The organism is Streptomyces sp. NPDC058525, assembly GCF_042719495.1.
Lineage (GTDB): Bacteria > Actinomycetota > Actinomycetes > Streptomycetales > Streptomycetaceae > Streptomyces.
Window position 1 is genome coordinate 22,192 of sequence record NZ_JBHXNP010000084.1, and the last position, 20,181, is coordinate 42,372.

Sequence of the window (20,181 nt, forward strand, 5' to 3'; positions counted from 1 at the left end):
GCCCTCCCGCCGGACATGCCCGGGCACCTTCACCTCACCACCCACGCACCGGAGTCGCAGCCATGACCGAACCCACCGCCGCCCCGCTCGTGTTAACCCACGCCGACGTCGACACCGCTGCACACGGCCACGCGCCGCTGACACGGGTGACGCTGCCGCAGATGACCACGCCCGTGTGGCTGGCCACGCAGTACGAGGTGGTCAAGGCGGCCCTCGGGGACAGCCGGTTCGTCCGCGACCTGACGAAGGTTCCGGGAGCCGAAGGCGGCGGCGTGGGCGCGGAGTTGCTCGACGAGGCGGGCCTGCCGCAGGAGTACCGGCAGTACCTGGAGATCCTCGTGATGGTCGACGGGCCCGAGCACAGCCGGCTGCGCAACCACGTGATGCGCGCTTTCGCACCGCGCCGGATCGCCGCGCTGCGGCCGCGGATCGAGCGCATCGCCGAGGAGCTGGCCGGCGAACTCGCCGCGAAGAGGGAGGAGTTCGACCTCCTGCACGCCTTCGCCTACCCGATGACGACCAACGTCATCTGCGAGATCATCGGAGTGGAGGAGGCCGACCGGACGAAGGTGGGCGGCTGGATCCGCGCCTACGAGTCGGGCGAGCCGGACCGCTTCGTGGCCGGGATCGACCAGCTCGCCGCCTACATCGACGCCCTCCTCGACCGCCGCGCCGTGGCGCCCGCCGAGGACCTGGCCTCCGACCTGCTGCGCTCCAGCGCCGAGGCGGACGAGGACCAGCGCCTGACCCGGCAGGAGATGATCGCGCTGGTCTTCCTGCTGATCAACACCGGTATGGCGCCGCCGTCCCTCTTCCTCACCGACGCGGTGCTCACCCTCCTCGACCACCCGCGCGAGGTGGCCCGGCTGCGCGCGGAGCCGGAACTGCTGCCGCGCGCCGTGCAGGAGCTGCTGCGGTACGTGTCCACCGTCCGGATCGGCGCCACCCTCTACGCCACCGAGGACGTGGAACTCGGCGGCGTCCTGGTCCGCCGCGGTGAGGGCGTGACGAGCGGTCTGCTCGCCGCCAACCGCGACCCGGGCACCTTCGACGGAGCCGCAGCCCTGGACCTCACCCGGGAGCCGGTGCGCGGGGCCGGGCACATCGCGTACGGGCACGGCGCGCACCGCTGCATCGGAGCCGCGCTGGCCAACCTGCAGATCGAGGTGGTCCTCGACGAACTGCTGCTGCGCCGCGACGGCCTCGCGCTCGCCGTGCGGCGGGACGCGGTCGAGCGGGTCGGATTCGCGGGCGAGGGCACCTACCCGGTCGGGCTGCCGGTCCGGTTCTGAGGCCGGCGCGCGCCCGCGGTCCGGTCACTCCAGTCCGGAGACCTTGAAGACCGTACGGGCCGTCTCGCGGTCGATGCGCTCGCCGAGCCGGCGCAGGGCGGTCGCACCGCACATCAGGGTCCCGCGCCGGATCGACGTACGGGCGTCCGTCTCCAGACGGCTCCACATCGCGGGATTGCGGACCAGGACGGTCGGGTCGATCTCGGCCTGGTTCCCCTCCGTGTCGCGCAGGAGCATGCGCTGGGCCACCCCGTCGGACCACCTGACCGAGACGAGGGAGTCGGTGCGGACACGGTGGTCCACCAGCAGCCCGCGGGCGCTCAGCAGGCCGGGGCCCACGGTGACCCGGGGCGGCAGCAGGATCATGAACACGACGACGGCGAGCAGGGTCCACAGGGCGCCGCGGGCGCCGTCGAGTTCGCCCACGCCCGCGTCCAGGGCGAGCAGGGCCGCGTACAGCAGCGCCGCGACACCGACCGCTGAACGGCGCTCACCGGCCCAGTGGAGGTCGGAAGCGAAGGGTCCAGGAGGTTCCGCGCCGGCGCCGTGCGCGCCGCTCGCGGACTGCGCGATTCGTCGTCCCATGGGCATTGACGGTAGGACGGGTTCGGGCCGGGAAGCCGCGCCCTGACGCACCGCTGACGCGGCGGCTACGACATCGTGACGGAGCACGGCCCCCGGCATGGGGTACCGCTTCGACGCGTGAGCCCGGGCCGGCCCGTCGGCCGGGCCCTTCGTCAGGGCGGCGTCAAAGATCGACTGCCCGGCGGAAGGAACCCGTCAAGGAGCGTGGCCACGGCCGCCGGCCGGGGTCAGACTGGTGGAGCGACGGAGCCGGGTGACGGCCCGGCGGCACGCGGCTGGAGGTCGGTGACCTGAACACCGCCGCAGAGACGCGAGGTCCGGCCGTGGGGGTACGGGCCGATGCGACCGCGTGCCGGTCAGCCATCGCACAGCGCATGAGCCGCCTGGCTCCCCGTGTGGGGATATCGGAGCCAGGCGGCTCATGCATGCCCGGGCCTTGTTGGGCCTTCGTCCTTGTTCGGTTCTCGCCGGGTGCCTTCGGACGCATCCCGGCGACTCCGTGGACTCCGTGGACGTCAGGTGACCGCGGACGTCGGGAGCTCCGGTGCGACCAGGGGGCCGTCCCCCGCTATGGGGAGCGTGATGACCATGGTGAGGCCGCCGCCCGGAGTGTCCTCCGCCGCGAGGGTGCCGCCGATGGCCTCGGTGAACCCGCGGGCGACGGCGAGGCCGAGGCCCACCCCCGCTCCGCGCGGAGCGTCGCCGTGGCGCTGGAAGGGCTCGAAGATCCGGTCCTTCGCCTCGTCCGGCACCCCGGGCCCGCAGTCGACGACCCGCAGCTCGACCCTGCTGGCCAGGGCGCTGGCGGAGACGTGCACGGGCCGGCCGTCGGGGCTGTACTTGACGGCGTTCTCCACGATGTTGGCGACGGCCCGCTCCAGCAGCCCGCGGTCCACGGCGACCATCGGAAGGGTCTCGGGGATGTCGAGTTCGACGCTGTCCTCCGGTACGCCTCCCAGGGCCATCGGGACCACCTCGTCGAGGTCGGTCCGGCGGATCAGGGGGACGACCGTGCCGGTGTTGAGGCGGGACATGTCCAGCAGGTTGCCGATCAGCGCGGCGAGGCGGTCGGCGCCGTCCTCGATGCCCTCGAGCAGCTCGGCCCGGTCCTCCTCCGACCATTCCACGTCGTCGGAGCGCAGGGAGCTGACGGAGGCCTTGATGCCGGCGAGCGGGGTGCGCAGGTCGTGGCTGACGGCGGCGAGCAGCGCCGTGCGGATGCGGTTGCCCTCGGCGAGCTCGCGGACCTTGCCGGCCTCGTCGACCAGGCGCTGGCGGTCCAGTACGACGGCCGCCTGGGCGGCGAAGGCGCCGAGGACGCGGCGGTCCTCGGCGGGCAGCACCCGGCCGGTCAGGGCCAGCGCCATGTTCTCGCCTATGGGCAGGTCGACGTCGGCGTCCTCGGGGCGGGCCACCGGGTGCGGGCCGACGCAGGCCGCCGTGGACCAGGAGTCGACCTCGCTCTGCCGCTCCAGCAGCACCACCGAGTCCATGGCGAACGTCTCGCGGAGCCGCTCCAGCAGGGCGTCGAGCGAGTTCTCGCCGCGCAGGACGCTGCCCGCGAGGAAGGAGAGGATCTCGGACTCGGCGCGCAGCCGGGCCGCCTGATGCGTCCGCCGGGCGGCCAGATCGACCACGGACGCCACCGACACCGCGACGCCTACGAAGATCGCGATGGCGACGATGTTCTTGGGGTCGGAGATCGTCAGCTGGTGGAGCGGCGGGGTGAAGTAGTAGTTGAGGAGCAGGGAGCCGAAGGCCGCCGAGGCCAGCGCGGGCAGCAGCCCGCCGAGCAGTGCCGCCGCCACCGTGAAGGTGAGGAAGAGCAGCATGTCGTTGGCCAGGCCGAGGTCGGGGACCACCCGGCTCAGCAGCAGCGCGAGCAGGACGGGACCGGCGACGCCCGTGAACCAGCCCCAGATCAGGCGCGAGCGCCCCAGCCGGGCCCCGCGGGCCACGGGCAGACCACGGCCGCGGCCCTTCGCGGCCTCGTCGTGGGTGACGATGTGCACGTCGAGGTCCGGCCCCGACTCGCGGGCCACGGTGGCGCTCACGCCCGGCCCGAACACGTACTGCCAGGACCGCCGGCGGCTCACGCCCAGCACGATCTGGGTGGCGTTGACCCCGCGGGCGAACTCCAGCAGGGCGCTGGGCACGTTGTCGCCTATGACGTGGTGGAAGGTGCCGCCGACGTCCTCGACCAGGGTGCGCTGGACCGCGAGTTCCTTCGGAGAGGCCGAGCTGAGCCCGTCGCTGGCCGCGATGTAGACGGCGAGGACCTCCCCGCCGGCGCCCTTCTCGGCGAGGCGGGCGGCACGCCGGATCAGCTGGCGCCCCTCGGGACCGCCCGTGAGCCCGACGACGATGCGCTCCCGGGCCTGCCAGGTGGACCGGATGTTGTGCTCGCCGCGGTACTCCTGAAGGTATTCGTCGACGCGGTCGGCGACCCAGAGGAGGGCGAGTTCGCGCAGGGCGGTGAGGTTGCCGGGGCGGAAGTAGTTGGAGAGGGCGGCGTCGACCTTGTCGGGTTTGTAGATGTTGCCGTGGGCCATGCGGCGGCGCAGGGCCTGCGGGGACATGTCGACGAGTTCGATCTGGTCGGCGCGGCGGACGACTTCGTCGGGTACGGTCTCGCGCTGGCGGACGCCGGTGATGGTCTCGACGACGTCGCCGAGGGATTCGAGGTGCTGGATGTTGACGGTGGAGACGACGTCGATGCCGGCCTGGAGGAGTTCCTCGACGTCCTGCCAGCGCTTGGTGTTGCGCGAGCCGGGCACGTTGGTGTGGGCGAGTTCGTCCACGAGGGCCACGGCGGGGCGGCGCGCGAGCACGGCGTCCACGTCCATCTCGGTGAACGTGGAGCCCCGGTACTCCAGCTCTCGCCGCTCGATGAGCTCGAGGCCGTGCAGCATGACCTCGGTGCGCGGCCGGTTGTGGTGCTCGACGAAGGCGACGACGCAGTCGGTGCCCCGTTCGACCCTGCGGTGCGCCTCGGAGAGCATCGCGTACGTCTTGCCGACGCCCGGTGCCGCGCCGAGGTAGATCCGGAGCTTTCCGCGTCCCATGTGGCGAGTACTCGTTCTTCCGTTGGGTGTGCTGTCAGGGTTCGAAGCGGTCAGGGCTCGAAGCGGTAGCCCATGCCCGGTTCCGTGATCAGGTACCGGGGGTGGGAGGGGTCGGCTTCGAGCTTGCGCCGGAGCTGCGCCATGTACACGCGCAGGTAGTTGGTGTTCTCGCCGTAGGTGGGACCCCACACTTCCAGGAGCAGCCGGCTCTGGGTGATCAGGCGTCCGGGGTTGGTGATGAGGATCTCCAGCAGGTGCCACTCGGTCGGGGTCAGCCGCACCGCGCGCTCCCCCCGGCGCACCTTCTTCGCCACGAGGTCGACGGTGAACTCGTCGGTCGTGATCACGGCGGCCTGGTCGGTGCGGGAGGCCGGGGAGGCCTCCTGGCGGCGGGTGGCCGCGCGGAGCCGGGCGAGCAGCTCGTCCATGCTGAACGGCTTCGTCACGTAGTCGTCGGCTCCCGCGTCCAGCGCGCGGATCTTGTCCTCGGAGGTGTGACGGGCCGAGAGGACCAGGATCGGTACCCGGCTCCAGCCGCGGACGCCCTTGATGACGTCGATGCCGTCCATGTCGGGCAGCCCGAGGTCCAGCACGATGACGTCGGGCTTGTGCGCGGCGGCGAGCCGCAGGGCCGAGCTGCCGTCGGAGGCTTCCTCGACGTCGAACTTGCGCGCCTGGAGGTTGATCTTGAGCGCGCGGACGAGTTGAGGGTCGTCCTCCACCACCAGCACCCGGGTCATGGGTGTGCAGCCTTTCCTTCGTTAGCAGACACGGCAAGGGCCGGCGGGGTGCTGGGGGCGCCTCCCAGCACTGGCTGGGGGAGCTCCGCACCCCGCCGGCTTCCCGTCCCGTCCGTGCGTCGTGGAACGTCAGCGTCAGCTCTTGGTCAGGGCCTTGAGCGCGATGTTGAGTTCGAGGACGTTGACGCGGGGTTCTCCCATGAAGCCGAGGGTCCGGCCGGTGGTGTGGTCCGCGACGAGCTTTTCGACCTGCTTGACGTCGAGGTCGTTCTGCTCGGCGACGCGGTGGATCTGGAGCTTGGCGTAGGCGGGGGAGATGTCGGGGTCCAGGCCGGAGCCGGAGGAGGTGACGGCGTCGGCCGGGACGTCCTCGGGCTTGATCTGGTGGCCGGTGGTGGAGTTGTCGGTGATGACGGCGTCCTTGGCGGCGAGGACCTGGGCGCAGAGGGTGCCCTCTTCGGCCTTGTCGGTGCACTTGCCGTTGATGGCGCCGTTGTCGGCGGAGCGGTTGGTGGCTCCGGAGAGGATGAGGGAGTACTGGGTGTTGACGCTGTTGGAGCCGAGGCCGTTGGAGGGGCGCGGCTGGAACCATTTCAGGTCCGGCTTGGCGGCTTCTTCGGGGTCGTCGGGGTTCTGCTTGGGGAGGTGGTAGCTCTGGCCGATGAGGGAGGAGCCGACGACCTGCCCGTTGTGGTCCTTGATCTCGGAGCCGTTGGCCTTGTTGTTGAACAGGGCCTGGGCGATCCCGGTCACGGCCAGGGGGTAGATGACCCCGCAGACGATCGTCAGGACCAGCAGGGCGCGGAGGCCTGCTCCGAGCAACCGTGCTGAGTTGCCTACAGAGTTGTTCATGAGGTCAGCCGATTCCGGGGATGAGGGAGATGAGCATGTCGATGAGCTTGATGCCGATGAAGGGGGCGATGAGGCCGCCGAGTCCGTAGATCCCGAGGTTGCGGCGGAGCATCTTGTCGGCGCTGGTGGGCCGGTACTGGACGCCCTTGAGGGCGAGCGGCACGAGCGCGATGATGATCAGTGCGTTGAAGATGACCGCGGACAGGATCGCGGAGTTGGGGGAGGACAGGCCCATGATGTTGAGCTTGTCCAGGCCGGGGTAGACCACCGCGAACATGGCGGGGATGATCGCGAAGTACTTCGCTACGTCGTTGGCGATGGAGAAGGTCGTGAGCGCGCCTCGGGTGATGAGGAGCTGCTTGCCGATCTCGACGATCTCGATGAGTTTGGTGGGGTTGGAGTCCAGGTCCACCATGTTCCCGGCCTCCTTGGCGGCCGAGGTTCCGGTGTTCATCGCCACACCGACGTCCGCCTGCGCCAGCGCGGGGGCGTCGTTGGTGCCGTCGCCGGTCATGGCGACGAGTTTGCCGCCGGCCTGCTCGCGCTTGATGAGGGCCATCTTGTCCTCGGGGGTGGCTTCCGCGAGGAAGTCGTCCACGCCCGCTTCTTCGGCGATGGCCTTGGCGGTGAGCGGGTTGTCACCGGTGATCATGACGGTTTTGATGCCCATGCGGCGCAGTTCGTCGAACCGTTCGCGCATGCCTTCCTTGACGACGTCCTTGAGGTGGATGACGCCCAGGACGCGGGCGCCCTTCTCGTCGTGGACGGCGACCAGCAGCGGGGTGCCGCCGGCTTCGGAGATCTTGTTGGCGAGGGTGTCGGCGTCCTGGGAGACCTGGCCGCCTTGTTCGGCGACCCAGGCGATGACGGAGCCGGCTGCGCCCTTGCGGGTCTTCTTGCCGTCGACGTCGACGCCGGACATGCGGGTCTGGGCGGTGAAGGCGATCCATTCGGCGTGGGTGAGTTCGCCCTGGTGGCGTTCGCGCAGGCCGTACTTCTCCTTGGCCAGGACGACGATGGAGCGGCCCTCGGGGGTTTCGTCGGCGAGGGAGGAGAGCTGGGCGGCGTCCGCGAGTTCGGCTTCGGTGGTGCCCTTGACGGGGACGAACTCGGAGGCCTGGCGGTTGCCGAGGGTGATGGTGCCGGTCTTGTCCAGGAGCAGGGTGGAGACGTCGCCGGCGGCTTCGACGGCGCGGCCGGACATGGCCAGTACGTTGCGCTGGACGAGGCGGTCCATGCCGGCGATGCCGATCGCGGACAGGAGTGCGCCGATGGTGGTGGGGATGAGGCAGACCAGGAGTGCGGTGAGCACGATCATGGACTGTTTGGCGTCGGCGTAGATCGCGAACGGCTGGAGGGTGACGACCGCGAGGAGGAAGACGATGGTCAGCGAGGCGAGCAGAATGTTCAGCGCGATCTCGTTGGGGGTCTTCTGGCGGGCGGCGCCTTCGACGAGGGCGATCATGCGGTCGATGAAGGTTTCGCCGGGCTTCGTCGTGATTTTGATGACGATGCGGTCGGAGAGGACCTTGGTGCCGCCGGTGACGGCGGAGCGGTCGCCGCCGGATTCGCGGATGACGGGTGCGGATTCGCCGGTGATGGCGGATTCGTCGACGGAGGCGACGCCTTCGACGACGTCTCCGTCGCCGGGGATGGTGTCGCCGGCCTCGCAGACGACGAGGTCGCCGATCTTCAGCTCGGTGCCGGGGACCTGCTCCTCGTTCTTGCCGTCCTTGGTGAGGCGGCGGGCGACGGAGTCGGTCTTGGCCTTGCGCAGGGTGTCGGCCTGGGCCTTGCCGCGGCCTTCGGCGACGGCTTCGGCGAGGTTGGCGAAGATGGTGGTGAGCCACAGCCAGGCGGTGATGGCCCAGCCGAACCAGTCGGTGGGGTCCTTGATGGCCAGGACGGTGGTGACGATGGAGCCGATCAGGACGACGAACATGACCGGCGACTTGATCATGACGCGCGGGTCGAGCTTGCGCACGGCGTCGGGGAACGACTTCAGCAGCTGCTTCGGATCGAACAGACCGCCGCCGACCCGCCCGGTCTGCTTGTGACCTGTCGGGATGTCTTCGTGTGGTGCGCGGGTGGGGGTGATGGTGCTCATGACGCGAGCCCTTCGGCGAGCGGACCCAGCGCCAGGGCCGGGAAGTAGGTCAGACCGGTGATGATCAGGATGGTTCCGACGAGCAGACCGGTGTAGAGGGGTTTGTCGGTGCGCAGCGTTCCCGTCGTGGCGGGGACGGGCTTCTGCTCGGCGAGCGAGCCGGCCAGCGCGAGGACGAACACCATGGGCAGGAAGCGGCCCAGCAGCATGGCGATGCCGATGGTGCTGTTGAACCACTGCGTGTCGGCGTTCAGGCCGGCGAACGCGGAGCCGTTGTTGTTCGCGCCGGAGGTGTAGGCGTAGAGGATCTCGGAGAAGCCGTGCGCACCCGTGTTCGTCATCGAGTTCGCCGGGGTGTCGAGCGCCATCGCGGCGGCGGTGAAGCACAGCACCAGGGCGGGGGTGATGAGGATGTAGCAGGCCGCGAACTTGATCTCGCGGGTGCCGATCTTCTTGCCGAGGTACTCGGGGGTGCGGCCGACCATGAGGCCCGCGATGAACACCGCGATGATCGCCATGATCAGCATGCCGTAGAGGCCGGACCCGACACCGCCGGGAGCGATCTCGCCGAGCTGCATGCCCAGCATCGCGATGCCGCCGCCGAAGCCGGTGTAGGAGGAGTGGAAGGAGTTGACCGCGCCCGTGGACGTCAGCGTGGTGGCCACGGCGAAGATCGAGGATCCGGCGATGCCGAAGCGGGTTTCCTTGCCTTCCATAGCGCCGCCGGAGACGTCGAAGGCGGGGCCGTGGTGGGCGAACTCGGTCCACATCATCAGCGCGGTGAACCCGAGCCAGATGGTGGCCATCGTCGCGAGGATCGCGTAGCCCTGCTTGACGGAGCCGACCATCTTGCCGAAGGTGCGGGTCATCGCGAAGGGGATGAGCAGGATCAGGAAGATCTCGAAGAGGTTCGAGAACGGGTTGGGGTTCTCGAAGGGGTGCGCGGAGTTGGCGTTGAAGTAGCCGCCGCCGTTGGTGCCCAGTTCCTTGATGACTTCCTGGGAGGCGACCGCGCCGCCGTTCCACTGCTGGGTTCCGCCGGTGAACTGGCCGACCTCGTGGATGGCGGAGAAGTTCTGGATGGCGCCGCAGGCGACGAGGATGACCGCGCCGATCACCGAGACCGGGATCAGGATGCGGACGGTGCCGCGGACCAGGTCGGCCCAGAAGTTGCCCAGCTCGCCGGTGCGGGAGCGGGCGAAGCCGCGGACCAGGGCCACGGCGACGGCCATGCCGACCGCGGCGGAGACGAAGTTCTGCACGGCCAGGCCGCCGGTCTGCACGACGTGGCCCATGGCCTGCTCGCCGTAGTACGACTGCCAGTTGGTGTTCGCGACGAAGGAGGCGGCGGTGTTGAAGGCCTGGTCCGGGTCGATCGCGGAGAAGCCGAGCGAGCCGGGCAGGATGCCCTGGGCGCGCTGGAGGGCGTAGAGGAACAGCACGCTCACGGCGGAGAAGGCCAGGACGGCGCGCAGGTAGGCGGGCCAGCGCATTTCCGCGGTGGGGTTGGCGCCGATGGCCTTGTAGATCCACTTCTCCGGCTTGTAGTGCTTTTCGGAGGAGTAGACGCGGGCCATGTAGTCGCCCAGGGGGCGGTAGGCCAGCGCGAGGGCGGCGATCAGTGCGAGGAGCTGGAGCACACCAGCGGTTACGGGGCTCATGTCAGTGCTCAGAACCTCTCCGGGTACACAAGGGCGAGGACGAGGTAACCCAGCAGGGAGACGGCCACGACGAGGCCGACGATGTTCTCGGCGTTCACAGCTTGGTCACCCCCCGGGCGATGAGAGCCACCAGCGCGAACACCGCGACCGTGGTGACGACGAAGGCCAGATCGGCCATCGCGAGCTCCTGAGTGAAGAGGGACGGGGAAAGAACGAATCGGCCAGTTGGCTGGCCGATGACGAGATAACCGTGTCTTCATCCCGGCGTTAAGCCACTTTGACGGGCTCCATACGGGGTGACGGGGACTCTTAACGCCGCCCTGACGCCTGCCCCCGGGAAACCACCGTCGGCCCTGGTGGGACGGGTCGGCCGGGGCCCCCGGCCGACCCGTGTCCCCGGTGCGCGGGCCGACCCCCGTTGACGGGTTCCTGACGGCGGCTTGACGCGTCGTGTGCGCGGCCGTCAAGACGGCGCCAAATCCGTCGTCCGCGCGGGCGATACCCGTGGAACGGGCAGTAGTTTCCTGCCTGTTGCGCTGCCGGGGACCTCCGATACTCACATGACGGCCGAGGGGGTCCATGGGAGACGGTCCCCGGCGGCGACACCCCTTCACCCGCACCCCGGCCGCGACCCGCCCGGTCTGCCGCGCCCCGAACCCGACAGAAGGTCGCTTCATGCCTCCCGCCGCCGCGCAGCACGTTCACCCGGGTCCGGGCACCCCTCCGCGGGTTCCGGCCGGCCGTCCGTCCCGGAAGCGCACCGGCCAGGTGAACGTACTGGAGCCCGAGCTCCTCACCGCCTCGGTCCGGGAGGCCTTCGCCAAGCTCCACCCGCGGGAGCTGGTCAAGAAGCCGGTGCTGTTCGTCGTCGCCGTCGGGTCAGTCCTGACCACGGTCTCGGCCCTCATCCACCCCTCCGTCTTCACCTGGGTGATCAGCGTCTGGCTCTGGCTGACGGTCCTGTTCGCCAACCTGGCCGAAGCGGTCGCCGAAGGCCGCGGGCGCGCCCAGGCCGCGTCGCTGCGCAAGGCCCGCGCGGACACGGTGGCCCTGCGGCTGAACCACTGGACGTACGGGACGGACCTGCGCGCCGCCGCCACCGAGGTGGTCACACCGGCCGAGCTCCAGCCCTTCGACTTCGTGCTCGTCGAGGCGGGTGAGCTGGTCCCGGCCGACGGAGACGTGGTCGACGGCGCCGCGATGGTCGACGAATCGGCCGTCACCGGAGAGTCCGCCCCGGTCCTGCGGGAATCCGGCGGAGACCGCTCCGGGGTCACCGGCGGTACCACCGTGCTGTCCGACTCGATCGTCGTACGGGTCACCTCAAGGCCCGGCAACAGCTTCATCGACCGGATGATCGCCCTGGTCGAAGGCGCGTCCCGGCAGAAGACCCCGAACGAGATCGCCCTGAACATCCTGCTGGCCGCCCTGACCGTCGTCTTCGTCCTGGTCGTCGTCAGCATCGGGCCCATGGCCGCGTACGCGGACGCCGCACCGTCCACGACCGTGCTGGTGGCGCTCCTCGTCACCCTCATCCCCACCACCATCGGCGCGCTGCTCTCCGCGATCGGCATCGCGGGCATGGACCGCCTCGTCCAGCGCAACGTCCTCGCCATGAGCGGCCGCGCCGTCGAGGCGGCCGGCGATGTGAACACCCTGCTCCTCGACAAGACCGGCACCATCACCCTCGGCAACCGGGAGGCCACCGCCTTCATCCCGCTCCCCGGCGTCGACCACGTCAAGCTCGCCGACGCCGCCCAGCTGTCCTCGCTCGCCGACGAGACGCCGGAAGGCCGGTCCGTCGTGGCGCTGGCCGAGCGGTACGGGCTCCAGCCGGCCGCCGAAGCCGACCTCGGCAACCCGCGCTTCACCGAGTTCAGCGCCCGCACCCGGATGAGCGGCATCAACCTCAGCTGGGACAACGGCGCGGGCTGCGCCATCCGCAAGGGCGCGGTGACCCAGATATGCGACTGGGTGGTGGCCCGCGGCGGGACCGTCCCGGCGGAGGCGACGCACTGGTCGGCCGCCGTCTCCGAGTCCGGGGGCACCCCGCTGCTGGTCGCGGTCCACGACTGGGACGGGCCGCGGGTCCTCGGGATCGTCCACCTCAAGGACGTGGTCAAGGAGGGGATCCGGGAGCGGTTCGCGGAGCTGCGCCGGATGGGGATCCGTACCGTCATGGTGACCGGTGACAACGAGCTGACCGCGCGCGCCATCGCGGGCGAGGCGGGCGTCGACGAATACCTCGCCGAGGCCACCCCCGAGGACAAGCTCGCACTGATCAAGCGGGAGCAGGCGGGCGGCAGGCTCGTCGCGATGACCGGCGACGGCACGAACGACGCCCCCGCCCTCGCCCAGGCGGACGTCGGTGTCGCCATGAACACCGGCACCTCGGCCGCCAAGGAGGCCGGGAACATGGTGGACCTGGACTCCAACCCCACCAAACTCATCGACATCGTCGAGATCGGCAAGCAGCTCCTCATCACCCGGGGCGCCCTGACCACCTTCTCCATCACGAACGACGTCGCGAAGTACTTCGCGATCATCCCCGCCATGTTCACCGCGGCCTACCCGGGCCTCGAATCCCTGAACATCATGGGCCTGCACAGCCCGACGTCGGCGATCACCTCGGCGATCATCTTCAACGCCCTGATCATCGTCGCGCTGATCCCGCTCGCCCTGCGCGGCGTCCGCTACAAGCCCGCCTCCGCGCACGACCTGCTCCGCCGCAACCTCGCCGTCTACGGCCTCGGCGGCCTGATCCTGCCGTTCATCGGCATCAAACTCATCGACCTGCTGGTGTCCGCCATCCCCGGCCTCGGCTGACACCCGGCGCTGCCGGCGGGACGCGCCGGAAATCCGGGCGACAGGCCGGGATCACGTCGCCTACCGTCCCGGTGTGCGTGCGGCGGCGCCCCTGCGGCGGAACAAGGACTTCAACATCTTCTGGCTCGGCCAGGCGCTGTCCGTGCTCGGCGGTTCCGTCTCGCTGCTCGCGCTGCCGCTGCTCGTCCTCGACGCGACCGGGTCCCTCGTACAGATGGGCCTGGTCACCGTCATCTCCGGGGTCACCGGCATCGGCACGGGCATGTTCGCCGGGTACGTGGTGGACCGGGCGGACCGCCGACGCCTCATGATCCTCTGCGATCTGCTGCGGGCCGTGCTCTTCTGCGCCGTACCCGTCCTGTGGTGGGCCGGCGGGCCCCGGGTCTGGCTGCTGTACGTCCTGACCGCGCTGGCCACCGTACTGAAGACCCTCTTCGACGTGGCCTACGTGACGGCCGTGCCGCAGCTGGTGCGCACCGAGGACCTCACCGCCGCCAACGGACGACTGATGGGGACCTTCGCCGTCGGCACCCTCCTCGGGCCCGTCCTGGCCGGGCTCCTCACGGCCGCGGCGGGCGCCGACCGGGCGCTGGCCGTGGACGGGGCGACCTTCCTCGTCTCCGCCGCCAGCCTGGCCTGGGTGACCTTCGGCAAACCCGTCGGCGGCGAGCGGGCCGGCCCGTCCTCGGGGGTGTTCCGCGAGGTGTTCGTCGTCGGCTTCCGCTTCCTGTGGACGCACGCGCTGCTACGCCCCCTGACCGTGCTGCTCACCCTGCTGACCTTCGTCACCATGGGCGCCACCGACCTGCTGATCTTCCGCGTCCAGCACGATCTGGGCCGGGACGCCGCCACGGTCGGCTACGTCATCGCCGTGAGCGGGACCGGCGTCGTGGCCGCGGCCCTCACGGCCGGGCGGCTGCGCCGCACCTTCGGCTTCGGCCCCTGCTGGCTGGCCTCGGTCGCGATGATCGGCGTCGCGGTGGCGGTGACCGGCGTCAGCCGCAGCGTGCCCGTGATCGCCGCGCTGGCGGCCGTGTTCATGTTCGGGCTGACCCTGGGCGGGGTGTGCAGCATGACCCTGCGCCAGGAGGTGACCCCCGACCACCTGCTCGGCCGCGTCACCTCCGCCTTCTGGACCGTGCACAACGCCTCGGGCCCGGTGGGCGCGGCCGTGCTCACAGTGCTGGCCGCCCGCCACGGGGTCCCGGCCGTCAGCCTGGCCGCGGGGGCCTTCTGCCTGCTGGTCCTCGGCGCCGGACTGCTGACCCCGCTGCGCCCCCGCCCCGCAGCCCGGGAACAGGCCGTGCCGTGCGGGCCGGGAGGGGGTCTGGGAGCATGAGGAAGACGACCGGGGACCCGGAGCGAGGAGCCGACATGTCCGGACAGTTCGAGGCGAGCGTCGAGATCGACCGGCCGGTCGAGGAGGTCTTCGCGTACCTCGCCGACGGCCGCAACGACCCCGATTTCAGCCCGCGCGTCCAGGAGATCACCAAGACCCCCGACGGCCCCACCGCGCTCGGCACGGTCTTCCGCAGCACCGTCAAGGACGCCGGCATGAAGACCGGCCGCGAGTTCCGCATCGTCGGCTTCGAGCCGCCGCACCTGATCCGCTGGACGGAGCAGAGCCGGAACCTGGTCACCGCGGAGGGCGGCTACGACCTGGAGGCCCTCCCCGGCGGCCGCACCCGGGTCCGGATCTTCAACACCCTGGAGGGCCACGGCCTCGGCAAGCTGCTCGTCGGCCTCGCCGTGAGCGCCGCACGCAAGGACGCCCCCGCGTTCGGCCGCCGGATCAAGGCGGCCGCGGAGGCGTCCCTCACGCCGTAGCGGTCATCCGGCCGTCACGGCGCGGTCAGAACCGCCCCGGGCCGGCCGGGATCGGCAGCGGCTTCGACGGCGCCACGGAGTCCTGCTTGCCGGCGGCGGGCGCCGCGCTCTGGCAGGTCACGTTCTCGGCGGGCAGCCGGCCCGTGGTCAGGTACGAGTTGACCTGCGCGTCGGCGCAGGAGGTCGGGTCGGTGAGGTACACGCCGTGGCCCTCGCCGCCGGCGACCGTGATCATCCGCGAGCCCTTGAGCGCGCGGTGCATGCCCTCGCCGCTGGTCAGCGGGGTCTGGGAGTCCCACTCGTTCTGCACCGTCAGGACCTTCGCCTGCTTCTTCATCGGCGTGGCCGACTCGGCCGGCCGGTCCCAGAACGCGCACGGCTTGATGTTGGACGCGAAGTCCCCGTACAGCGGGTACTTCACCTTGTCCTTCGCCGCGTCCCGCTCGTACTGCTCGGTGTAGCGGGGCCAGCTGCCCGTGTCCCCGCAGACCACGGCCCAGAAGACCGCGGTGCCGTTGTCCGACGCGGGCTCGGCCGCCGCCCGCTCACCGCTGAGCAGCCGCTTCAGACCGGCCGTGTCCGGGCCCGCCGGCAGCGGCTTGCCCTCGGCGGCGGCCTTGAGGGCCGCGATCAGCGGAGTGGCCTGCGCCGGGTAGAAGAACACCCCGCGAGCGGACCGGATCAGGTCCCCGTCGACCTTCTGCCCCTCGAAGTCGATCGGCTCGCGGTCGGCGCGCGCCACCAGACCCCAGAAGGTGTCGGAGACGGCCTTCGGGGTGTCGCCGAGCCCGTACTCGGCCGACCGCTCGGCCGCCCAGCCGGTCCACCGCTGGTAGGCGGGCTCGGCCTCGGTCGCCCACACCTGGATCATGCCGCGCCAGATCCGCTGCGGGTCCACGCCGCTGTCCAGTACGAAGCGGTCGGTCCGCTCCGGGAACATCTGCGAGTAGACCGCGCCGAGGTAGGTGCCGTACGAGTAGCCCAGGTACGACAGCTTGCGCTCGCCCAGCACCGCACGGATCGTGTCCATGTCGCGCGCCGTGTTGCGGGTCGTGATGTGCGGGAGCACGGAGCCGGCGTTCTCGCGGCACTTGTCGGCGACCGTACGGGCCCACGTCACGTCGGAGGAGAAGGTCTCGGGCCGGTACGGCCGGTCGAAGTTCTGCTCGGTGTCGTCGAGCCCGCAGCTGATCGGGCTGCTGGCGCCGACGCCGCGCGGATCGAAGCCGATGAGGTCGTAGCGGTCCCGTACGTCCTTGGACATCATCTCGCCCATCGCGAGCGGCAGATCGCGCCCGGTGCCGCCCGGGCCGCCGGGGTTGAGGAGCATGACGCCGTGCCGCTTGGCGGGGTTCTCGCTCTTCACCCGGGATATCGCGAGGTCGATGGTGGAGCCCTGGGGGCGGCGGTAGTCGAGCGGCACCTTGAGGGTGGCGCACTCGTACGCGGCCGGCTGGTCCGGGCTGCACCGGTGCCAGGAGGGCTTCTGGTTCAGGTACTCAGCCGCCGGAGCGGCGGAGACCTGGGTCGCGGTCAGCAGGGGCAGGGTGGACGCGATGAGTCCGGCGGTGGCGAGCAGCGGTGCGAGGCGTTTCATGCGCACGGATGGCCGTTCCTTTCGGTGAAGCGGTGAAGTCGCTTACCCGCTCACCTTGTTGGAAACGGCGGCGGGGCGAATCATCCCGAAGGTCGGGGCATGTGCGTCTCGCGAATGAGCCGATATCCGGACAACTGGCCGACACGCCGCTGGTGCGCGCGGTCCTCGGTCCTGGTGCGGCCGGTGCGCGCGGCCGGAGGGTCAGTGGTGCCCGCCGCCGTGCGCCGCGCCGGATTCGAGGTCGCCGCCGATCCGGCCGCGCAGGGCGGTCAGGGCGTCCGCCGACGGGGCGGTCACCACCCAGCGGCTCCCCACCAGGTAGGTGCCGCCGTACATGCGCGCCTCGGTCAGCCAGGACCGCTGCCCCTCGTCGGCGGCGAAGGTCACCATGCGGAAGGCGCCCTCCCCGGTCTGGCAGCCTCCCTCGCGCAACTCCTCGGCCTGCACGTCCACATGGGCGGTGCAGCCGACGGCCGCCGCGATCTCCTCGATCGAGGCGGACGGCGGCCGGCTCTCCTGAGCCCGCGCCCCGTGGTGCGGGGCCGGACTTCCGGCGCAGCCGCCGGTCGCCGGCACGGCGCACACGGCGGCCACCGCCAGCGCGGCGGCACGCGGAACACGGCGGTGCGGACGGGTGGTTGACGGCGGCGCCATGGCGGCTCTCGCTTTCTCGCTGGCTGACGGGGGCGGCCGTGGTGCCCGGGTGGGAGGGGGCCGGGCACCACGGGTCCGAAGGGCCTTTCCTAGTGCGCCGCCTTCGCCTTCTTTCCCTTGTCGGTCATGGCGAACCAGAGGCCCTGCTTGTTGTGCCCGGTGATATCGCCGGGCTGCTTGTCACCGGTGAAGGAATAGACCGGCCAGCAGTCGATCGTCAATTGCTCCGAACCGTCGGGACGCTTCACGGAGCCGACCAGTTCGGCGGCGATTCCCGACACCTTCGACTTGTCCACCGGCTTGGCGGGCTTCCAGGTGTCCAGGCAGGCGTCGAGGCAGCCGAATTTCATCGGCCAGGCGCTGTCCTTGTCGAAGCGGTAGAGCGTGCGGCCCTCCGCGTCCGCGAGGATGCCGCCGAGCATCGGATTCTGCGCGACGGACAGCTCGGCCGCCCCGGCGCCCGGCTCCGCCCCCGCCCCCGCGCCCGCCCCGGCGCCCGGGGCCGGCGCCTTCTCGGCGGCGGCCGGCTTCCCGTCCGCGCCCAGCGCGTGCCAGGTTCCGCCGACGCCCTCACCGAGCGCGTCCCCGGGCTTCGCGTCCTTCGCGTACCGGTACACGGGCCAGCCCGCCAGGGTCAGCTGCCGGGTGCCGTCGGCCCGGGCGACCGACCCGAGCAGACCCGCGTCAATCCCCTCACCTGCGGTGACGTCATCGGCGGCGACGGCGGGCCACGCCGTCGCACAGTCGCCCTCACAGGCGGACTTGGGGGGCTTGGGCGTGTCCTTGTCGAACCGGTACAGCGTGAAGCCCGCGCTGTCGGTGACCGCGCCGCCCAGGCCCGCGACCTCGGCCACCTTCAGCTCCCCGGCCGGACCGCCCTTGTCGGCGCCGCCCGCCGGAAGGGCGCCGGAGCCGCCGTCCCCGTAGGCGGGATCCGCCCCCGAGCCCGACCCGTACGCGCCGTCCCCGCCGTCCGCCCCGTACACGGATCCGACCTTCTTGCTGTCACCCGCCGGCTGTACCGCATTCCCCTGGCCCGGAGGTTTGTCGGCGAATCCGCATCCGGCGGTCAGCAGCAGTACCGCGACCGCTGCCGACCCGGCGAATATCTCACGACGCATTTTCTTCACGATCTCTCCTTCAGGTCCGGTCCAGTGATTTCCGTTCGTCCCTGCCGTAATTGATACGGGGCCGGGAGCGGTGCCGACGCAATTCACAGGGAATTTGTCGGATCGCGCCAAGAAATGAACCGGGGGACGGGCCGCGTACGTGCACCGGCTCAGTCCTGGATGCGCAGCGCGAGCGCCGGGCAGCGCCGTACCGCGCGCAGCGCCTTCGGCCGCAGCCGCGCGGGCACCGGCATGGACGCCTTGGCCGGGTAGCCGTCCGCGTCGAGCCGTACGACATCGGGGAGGATGTCCACGCACAGCCCGTGCCCTTTGCACAGCGTCCAGTCCACGACGAGCCGTTCGGGACTCTCGTCGCGCGGCAGCGGCAGCGCGCCCAGCACCCGCCGGCCGCACCCGCTGCCGAAGGCGTGGTCGTGGAACTCGTCGGGGAAGGCGGCCAGCGCTGAGGCGACGAAGTGCGAGGTGCCGTCGGGATGGCTGCACGCACCGCGGCCGCGGACCGCCGTCATGCGCGCCTCCACCGTCTCGATCGCCGCACCGCCCCCGCCGCGCAGGACGTCGTCCAGTACGTCGGCCAGCGCCGGCAACCCCCGTACGCAGGGCCCGCACTGGCCCGCCGACTCCTTCGCCATCCACCGGGTCACCCGTGCGACCTCACCGGCCGGACAGGTGTCCTCGGGCAGCGGCAGTACCGCCCCCGCCCCCAGCACCGCTCCGAAGGCCGCCAGGGACTGCCGGGACACCAGGGCCGAGCGCGCGGACACCGGGTCCAGCCATCTGCCGTGGTAGCCGCCGACCAGGACGCCCTGCCCGGGATCCGTACCGCACAGCTCCAGTACGTACGCCAGCGAGGCGCCGGTCGGCGTCTCGACCACCGTGGAACCGGCCACGGTCAGCAGCACCGTGCCCGGCTCGGCCGGCAGGCCGGCCGAGCGGTACTCCTGCGCGCCCAGCCGGGCGGCGACGCCGAGCTGCGCGTAGGTCTCGGTGTTCGACAGCAGGGTGGGCACACCGCCCAGCCCCCGCTCGCTGGTCCGCACCTTCTGGCCGGACGGCAGCACCGGCCCGCCGTTCAGACCGCTGACCAGTGCCGTCCCCTCCCCGGTGACGAAGCGTTCGGGAAGCCGCACCACGCGCACCCGGCGCCCGGCCGGGCCGCGTTCCGCCACGGCGTCGCGCACCGACTGCTCCACGTCCTCCCGGGTGACGGCCACCACCACGTCGTCGGCGCCGAGGGCCGCCGCGGCCAGCAGGGCCCCGTCGAGCACCAGATGCGGGGCGTGCAGCAGCAGCGCGGTGTCCTTGAGGCAACTCGGCTCGCCCTCGCTGCCGTTGACGACCACGGCCGTGGGAGCGTCCCGCCCCCGGGCCGAGCGGGTGACGGCCCGCAGTTTGCGGGCGAACGGAAAGCCGGCTCCGCCGCGGCCCCGCAGGTCGATGTCGTCGGCCAGGCCGACGAGTTCGTCCGGGCGGTACCGGGGCAGAACACCGTGCGCCGTGAGATGGGCCGAGCGGTCGAGCCGGGGGATCCGGTCGAGGCCGGCCAGCAGCCTGGGGGCGCCCACGCAGCCGAGGCCGGGGCGCGGCTCGCCGGTCACAGCCACCGCTCCGCGGCGGCCGGCTGCTCGCCGTACATCCGCGTCCGCCGGCCGGCCGTGGCGTACGACCGGGGGCCGGGGCGCGGCAGCGGCGGCCGCCCGCCGGACACGAGCGGACGCGTTGCGCCGCCCGAACCGCCGCCCGAACCGCCGCCCGGACCGCCGCCCGAACCGCCGCCCGGACCGCCGCCCGGACCGCCGCCCGGACCGCCGCCCGGACCGCCGCCCGGACCGCCACCCGGACCGG

General features: G+C 71.4%; 16 protein-coding genes. 4 read left to right on the forward strand and 12 right to left on the reverse strand.

Features of this window, described 5'->3' with window-relative positions; all coding sequences use genetic code 11:
• The first annotated feature begins 62 nt into the window (after positions 1-62).
• The gene (locus ACFWP3_RS30925; protein WP_384227558.1) at positions 63-1,292 is read left to right on the forward strand and encodes a cytochrome P450; all 1,230 of its coding nucleotides are present in this window, start codon (positions 63-65) and stop codon (positions 1,290-1,292) included.
• 24 nt (positions 1,293-1,316) lie between these two features.
• Here the strand turns inward: ACFWP3_RS30925 and ACFWP3_RS30930 are convergent, their stop codons facing one another.
• The 7 genes from ACFWP3_RS30930 to kdpF form a co-directional block, all read right to left on the reverse strand.
• Positions 1,317-1,877: a hypothetical protein gene (locus ACFWP3_RS30930; RefSeq protein WP_384227560.1), complete on the reverse strand. Its 561-nt coding sequence runs from the start codon at positions 1,875-1,877 to the stop codon at positions 1,317-1,319.
• 515 nt (positions 1,878-2,392) lie between these two features.
• The gene (locus tag ACFWP3_RS30935; RefSeq protein ID WP_384227562.1) at positions 2,393-4,942 is read right to left on the reverse strand and encodes an ATP-binding protein; all 2,550 of its coding nucleotides are present in this window, start codon (positions 4,940-4,942) and stop codon (positions 2,393-2,395) included.
• A gap of 50 nt (positions 4,943-4,992) precedes the next feature.
• Complete coding sequence (locus tag ACFWP3_RS30940) at positions 4,993-5,682, reverse strand: response regulator (RefSeq protein ID WP_384227564.1); 690 nt, start codon at positions 5,680-5,682, stop codon at positions 4,993-4,995.
• A gap of 135 nt (positions 5,683-5,817) precedes the next feature.
• Complete coding sequence (locus ACFWP3_RS30945; protein ID WP_384227566.1) at positions 5,818-6,534, reverse strand: potassium-transporting ATPase subunit C; 717 nt, start codon at positions 6,532-6,534, stop codon at positions 5,818-5,820.
• Between the two features lie 4 nt (positions 6,535-6,538).
• Complete coding sequence (gene kdpB / locus ACFWP3_RS30950) at positions 6,539-8,641, reverse strand: potassium-transporting ATPase subunit KdpB (protein WP_384227568.1); 2,103 nt, start codon at positions 8,639-8,641, stop codon at positions 6,539-6,541.
• Positions 8,638-10,302, reverse strand: a complete 1,665-nt coding sequence (kdpA, locus tag ACFWP3_RS30955; RefSeq protein ID WP_384227570.1) for a potassium-transporting ATPase subunit KdpA — start codon at positions 10,300-10,302, stop codon at positions 8,638-8,640. Before kdpA ends, kdpB (ACFWP3_RS30950) begins: the two co-directional genes overlap by 4 nt.
• 8 nt (positions 10,303-10,310) lie before the next feature.
• Positions 10,311-10,400, reverse strand: coding sequence for a K(+)-transporting ATPase subunit F (kdpF, locus tag ACFWP3_RS30960; protein ID WP_037789535.1), 90 nt, complete (start codon positions 10,398-10,400; stop codon positions 10,311-10,313).
• A gap of 577 nt (positions 10,401-10,977) precedes the next feature.
• Here kdpF and kdpB (ACFWP3_RS30965) point away from each other — a divergent pair.
• From kdpB (ACFWP3_RS30965) to ACFWP3_RS30975, 3 genes are all read left to right on the forward strand, one after another.
• Positions 10,978-13,128, forward strand: a complete 2,151-nt coding sequence (gene kdpB / locus ACFWP3_RS30965; RefSeq protein ID WP_384227574.1) for a potassium-transporting ATPase subunit KdpB — start codon at positions 10,978-10,980, stop codon at positions 13,126-13,128.
• 73 nt (positions 13,129-13,201) lie between these two features.
• Positions 13,202-14,467 (forward strand): MFS transporter, encoded by a 1,266-nt coding sequence (locus tag ACFWP3_RS30970; RefSeq protein WP_384227576.1) that lies wholly within the window; start codon positions 13,202-13,204, stop codon positions 14,465-14,467.
• Between the two features lie 35 nt (positions 14,468-14,502).
• Positions 14,503-14,955, forward strand: a complete 453-nt coding sequence (locus ACFWP3_RS30975; RefSeq protein ID WP_384227579.1) for an SRPBCC family protein — start codon at positions 14,503-14,505, stop codon at positions 14,953-14,955.
• A 25-nt stretch (positions 14,956-14,980) separates the two neighbouring features.
• On the opposite strand, the gene ACFWP3_RS30980 is transcribed toward ACFWP3_RS30975, so the two are convergent.
• The 5 genes from ACFWP3_RS30980 to ACFWP3_RS31000 all read right to left on the reverse strand — a co-directional run.
• Positions 14,981-16,552 (reverse strand): alpha/beta hydrolase, encoded by a 1,572-nt coding sequence (locus ACFWP3_RS30980; protein WP_384227591.1) that lies wholly within the window; start codon positions 16,550-16,552, stop codon positions 14,981-14,983.
• Positions 16,553-16,753: 201 nt separating this feature from the next.
• On the reverse strand, positions 16,754-17,206 hold the full coding sequence (locus ACFWP3_RS30985; protein ID WP_384227582.1) for a hypothetical protein: 453 nt from the start codon (positions 17,204-17,206) through the stop codon (positions 16,754-16,756).
• 89 nt (positions 17,207-17,295) lie between these two features.
• Complete coding sequence (locus tag ACFWP3_RS30990; RefSeq protein WP_384227594.1) at positions 17,296-18,327, reverse strand: SCO0930 family lipoprotein; 1,032 nt, start codon at positions 18,325-18,327, stop codon at positions 17,296-17,298.
• Between the two features lie 158 nt (positions 18,328-18,485).
• Entirely contained in the window at positions 18,486-19,934 is a 1,449-nt protein-coding gene (locus ACFWP3_RS30995) for an NADH-ubiquinone oxidoreductase-F iron-sulfur binding region domain-containing protein (RefSeq protein ID WP_384227584.1), read from the reverse strand.
• Positions 19,931-20,181, reverse strand: a 251-nt coding sequence (locus ACFWP3_RS31000; RefSeq protein ID WP_384227586.1) for a hypothetical protein, incomplete at its 5' end; no start/stop codon positions are given. The genes ACFWP3_RS30995 and ACFWP3_RS31000, both read right to left, overlap by 4 nt.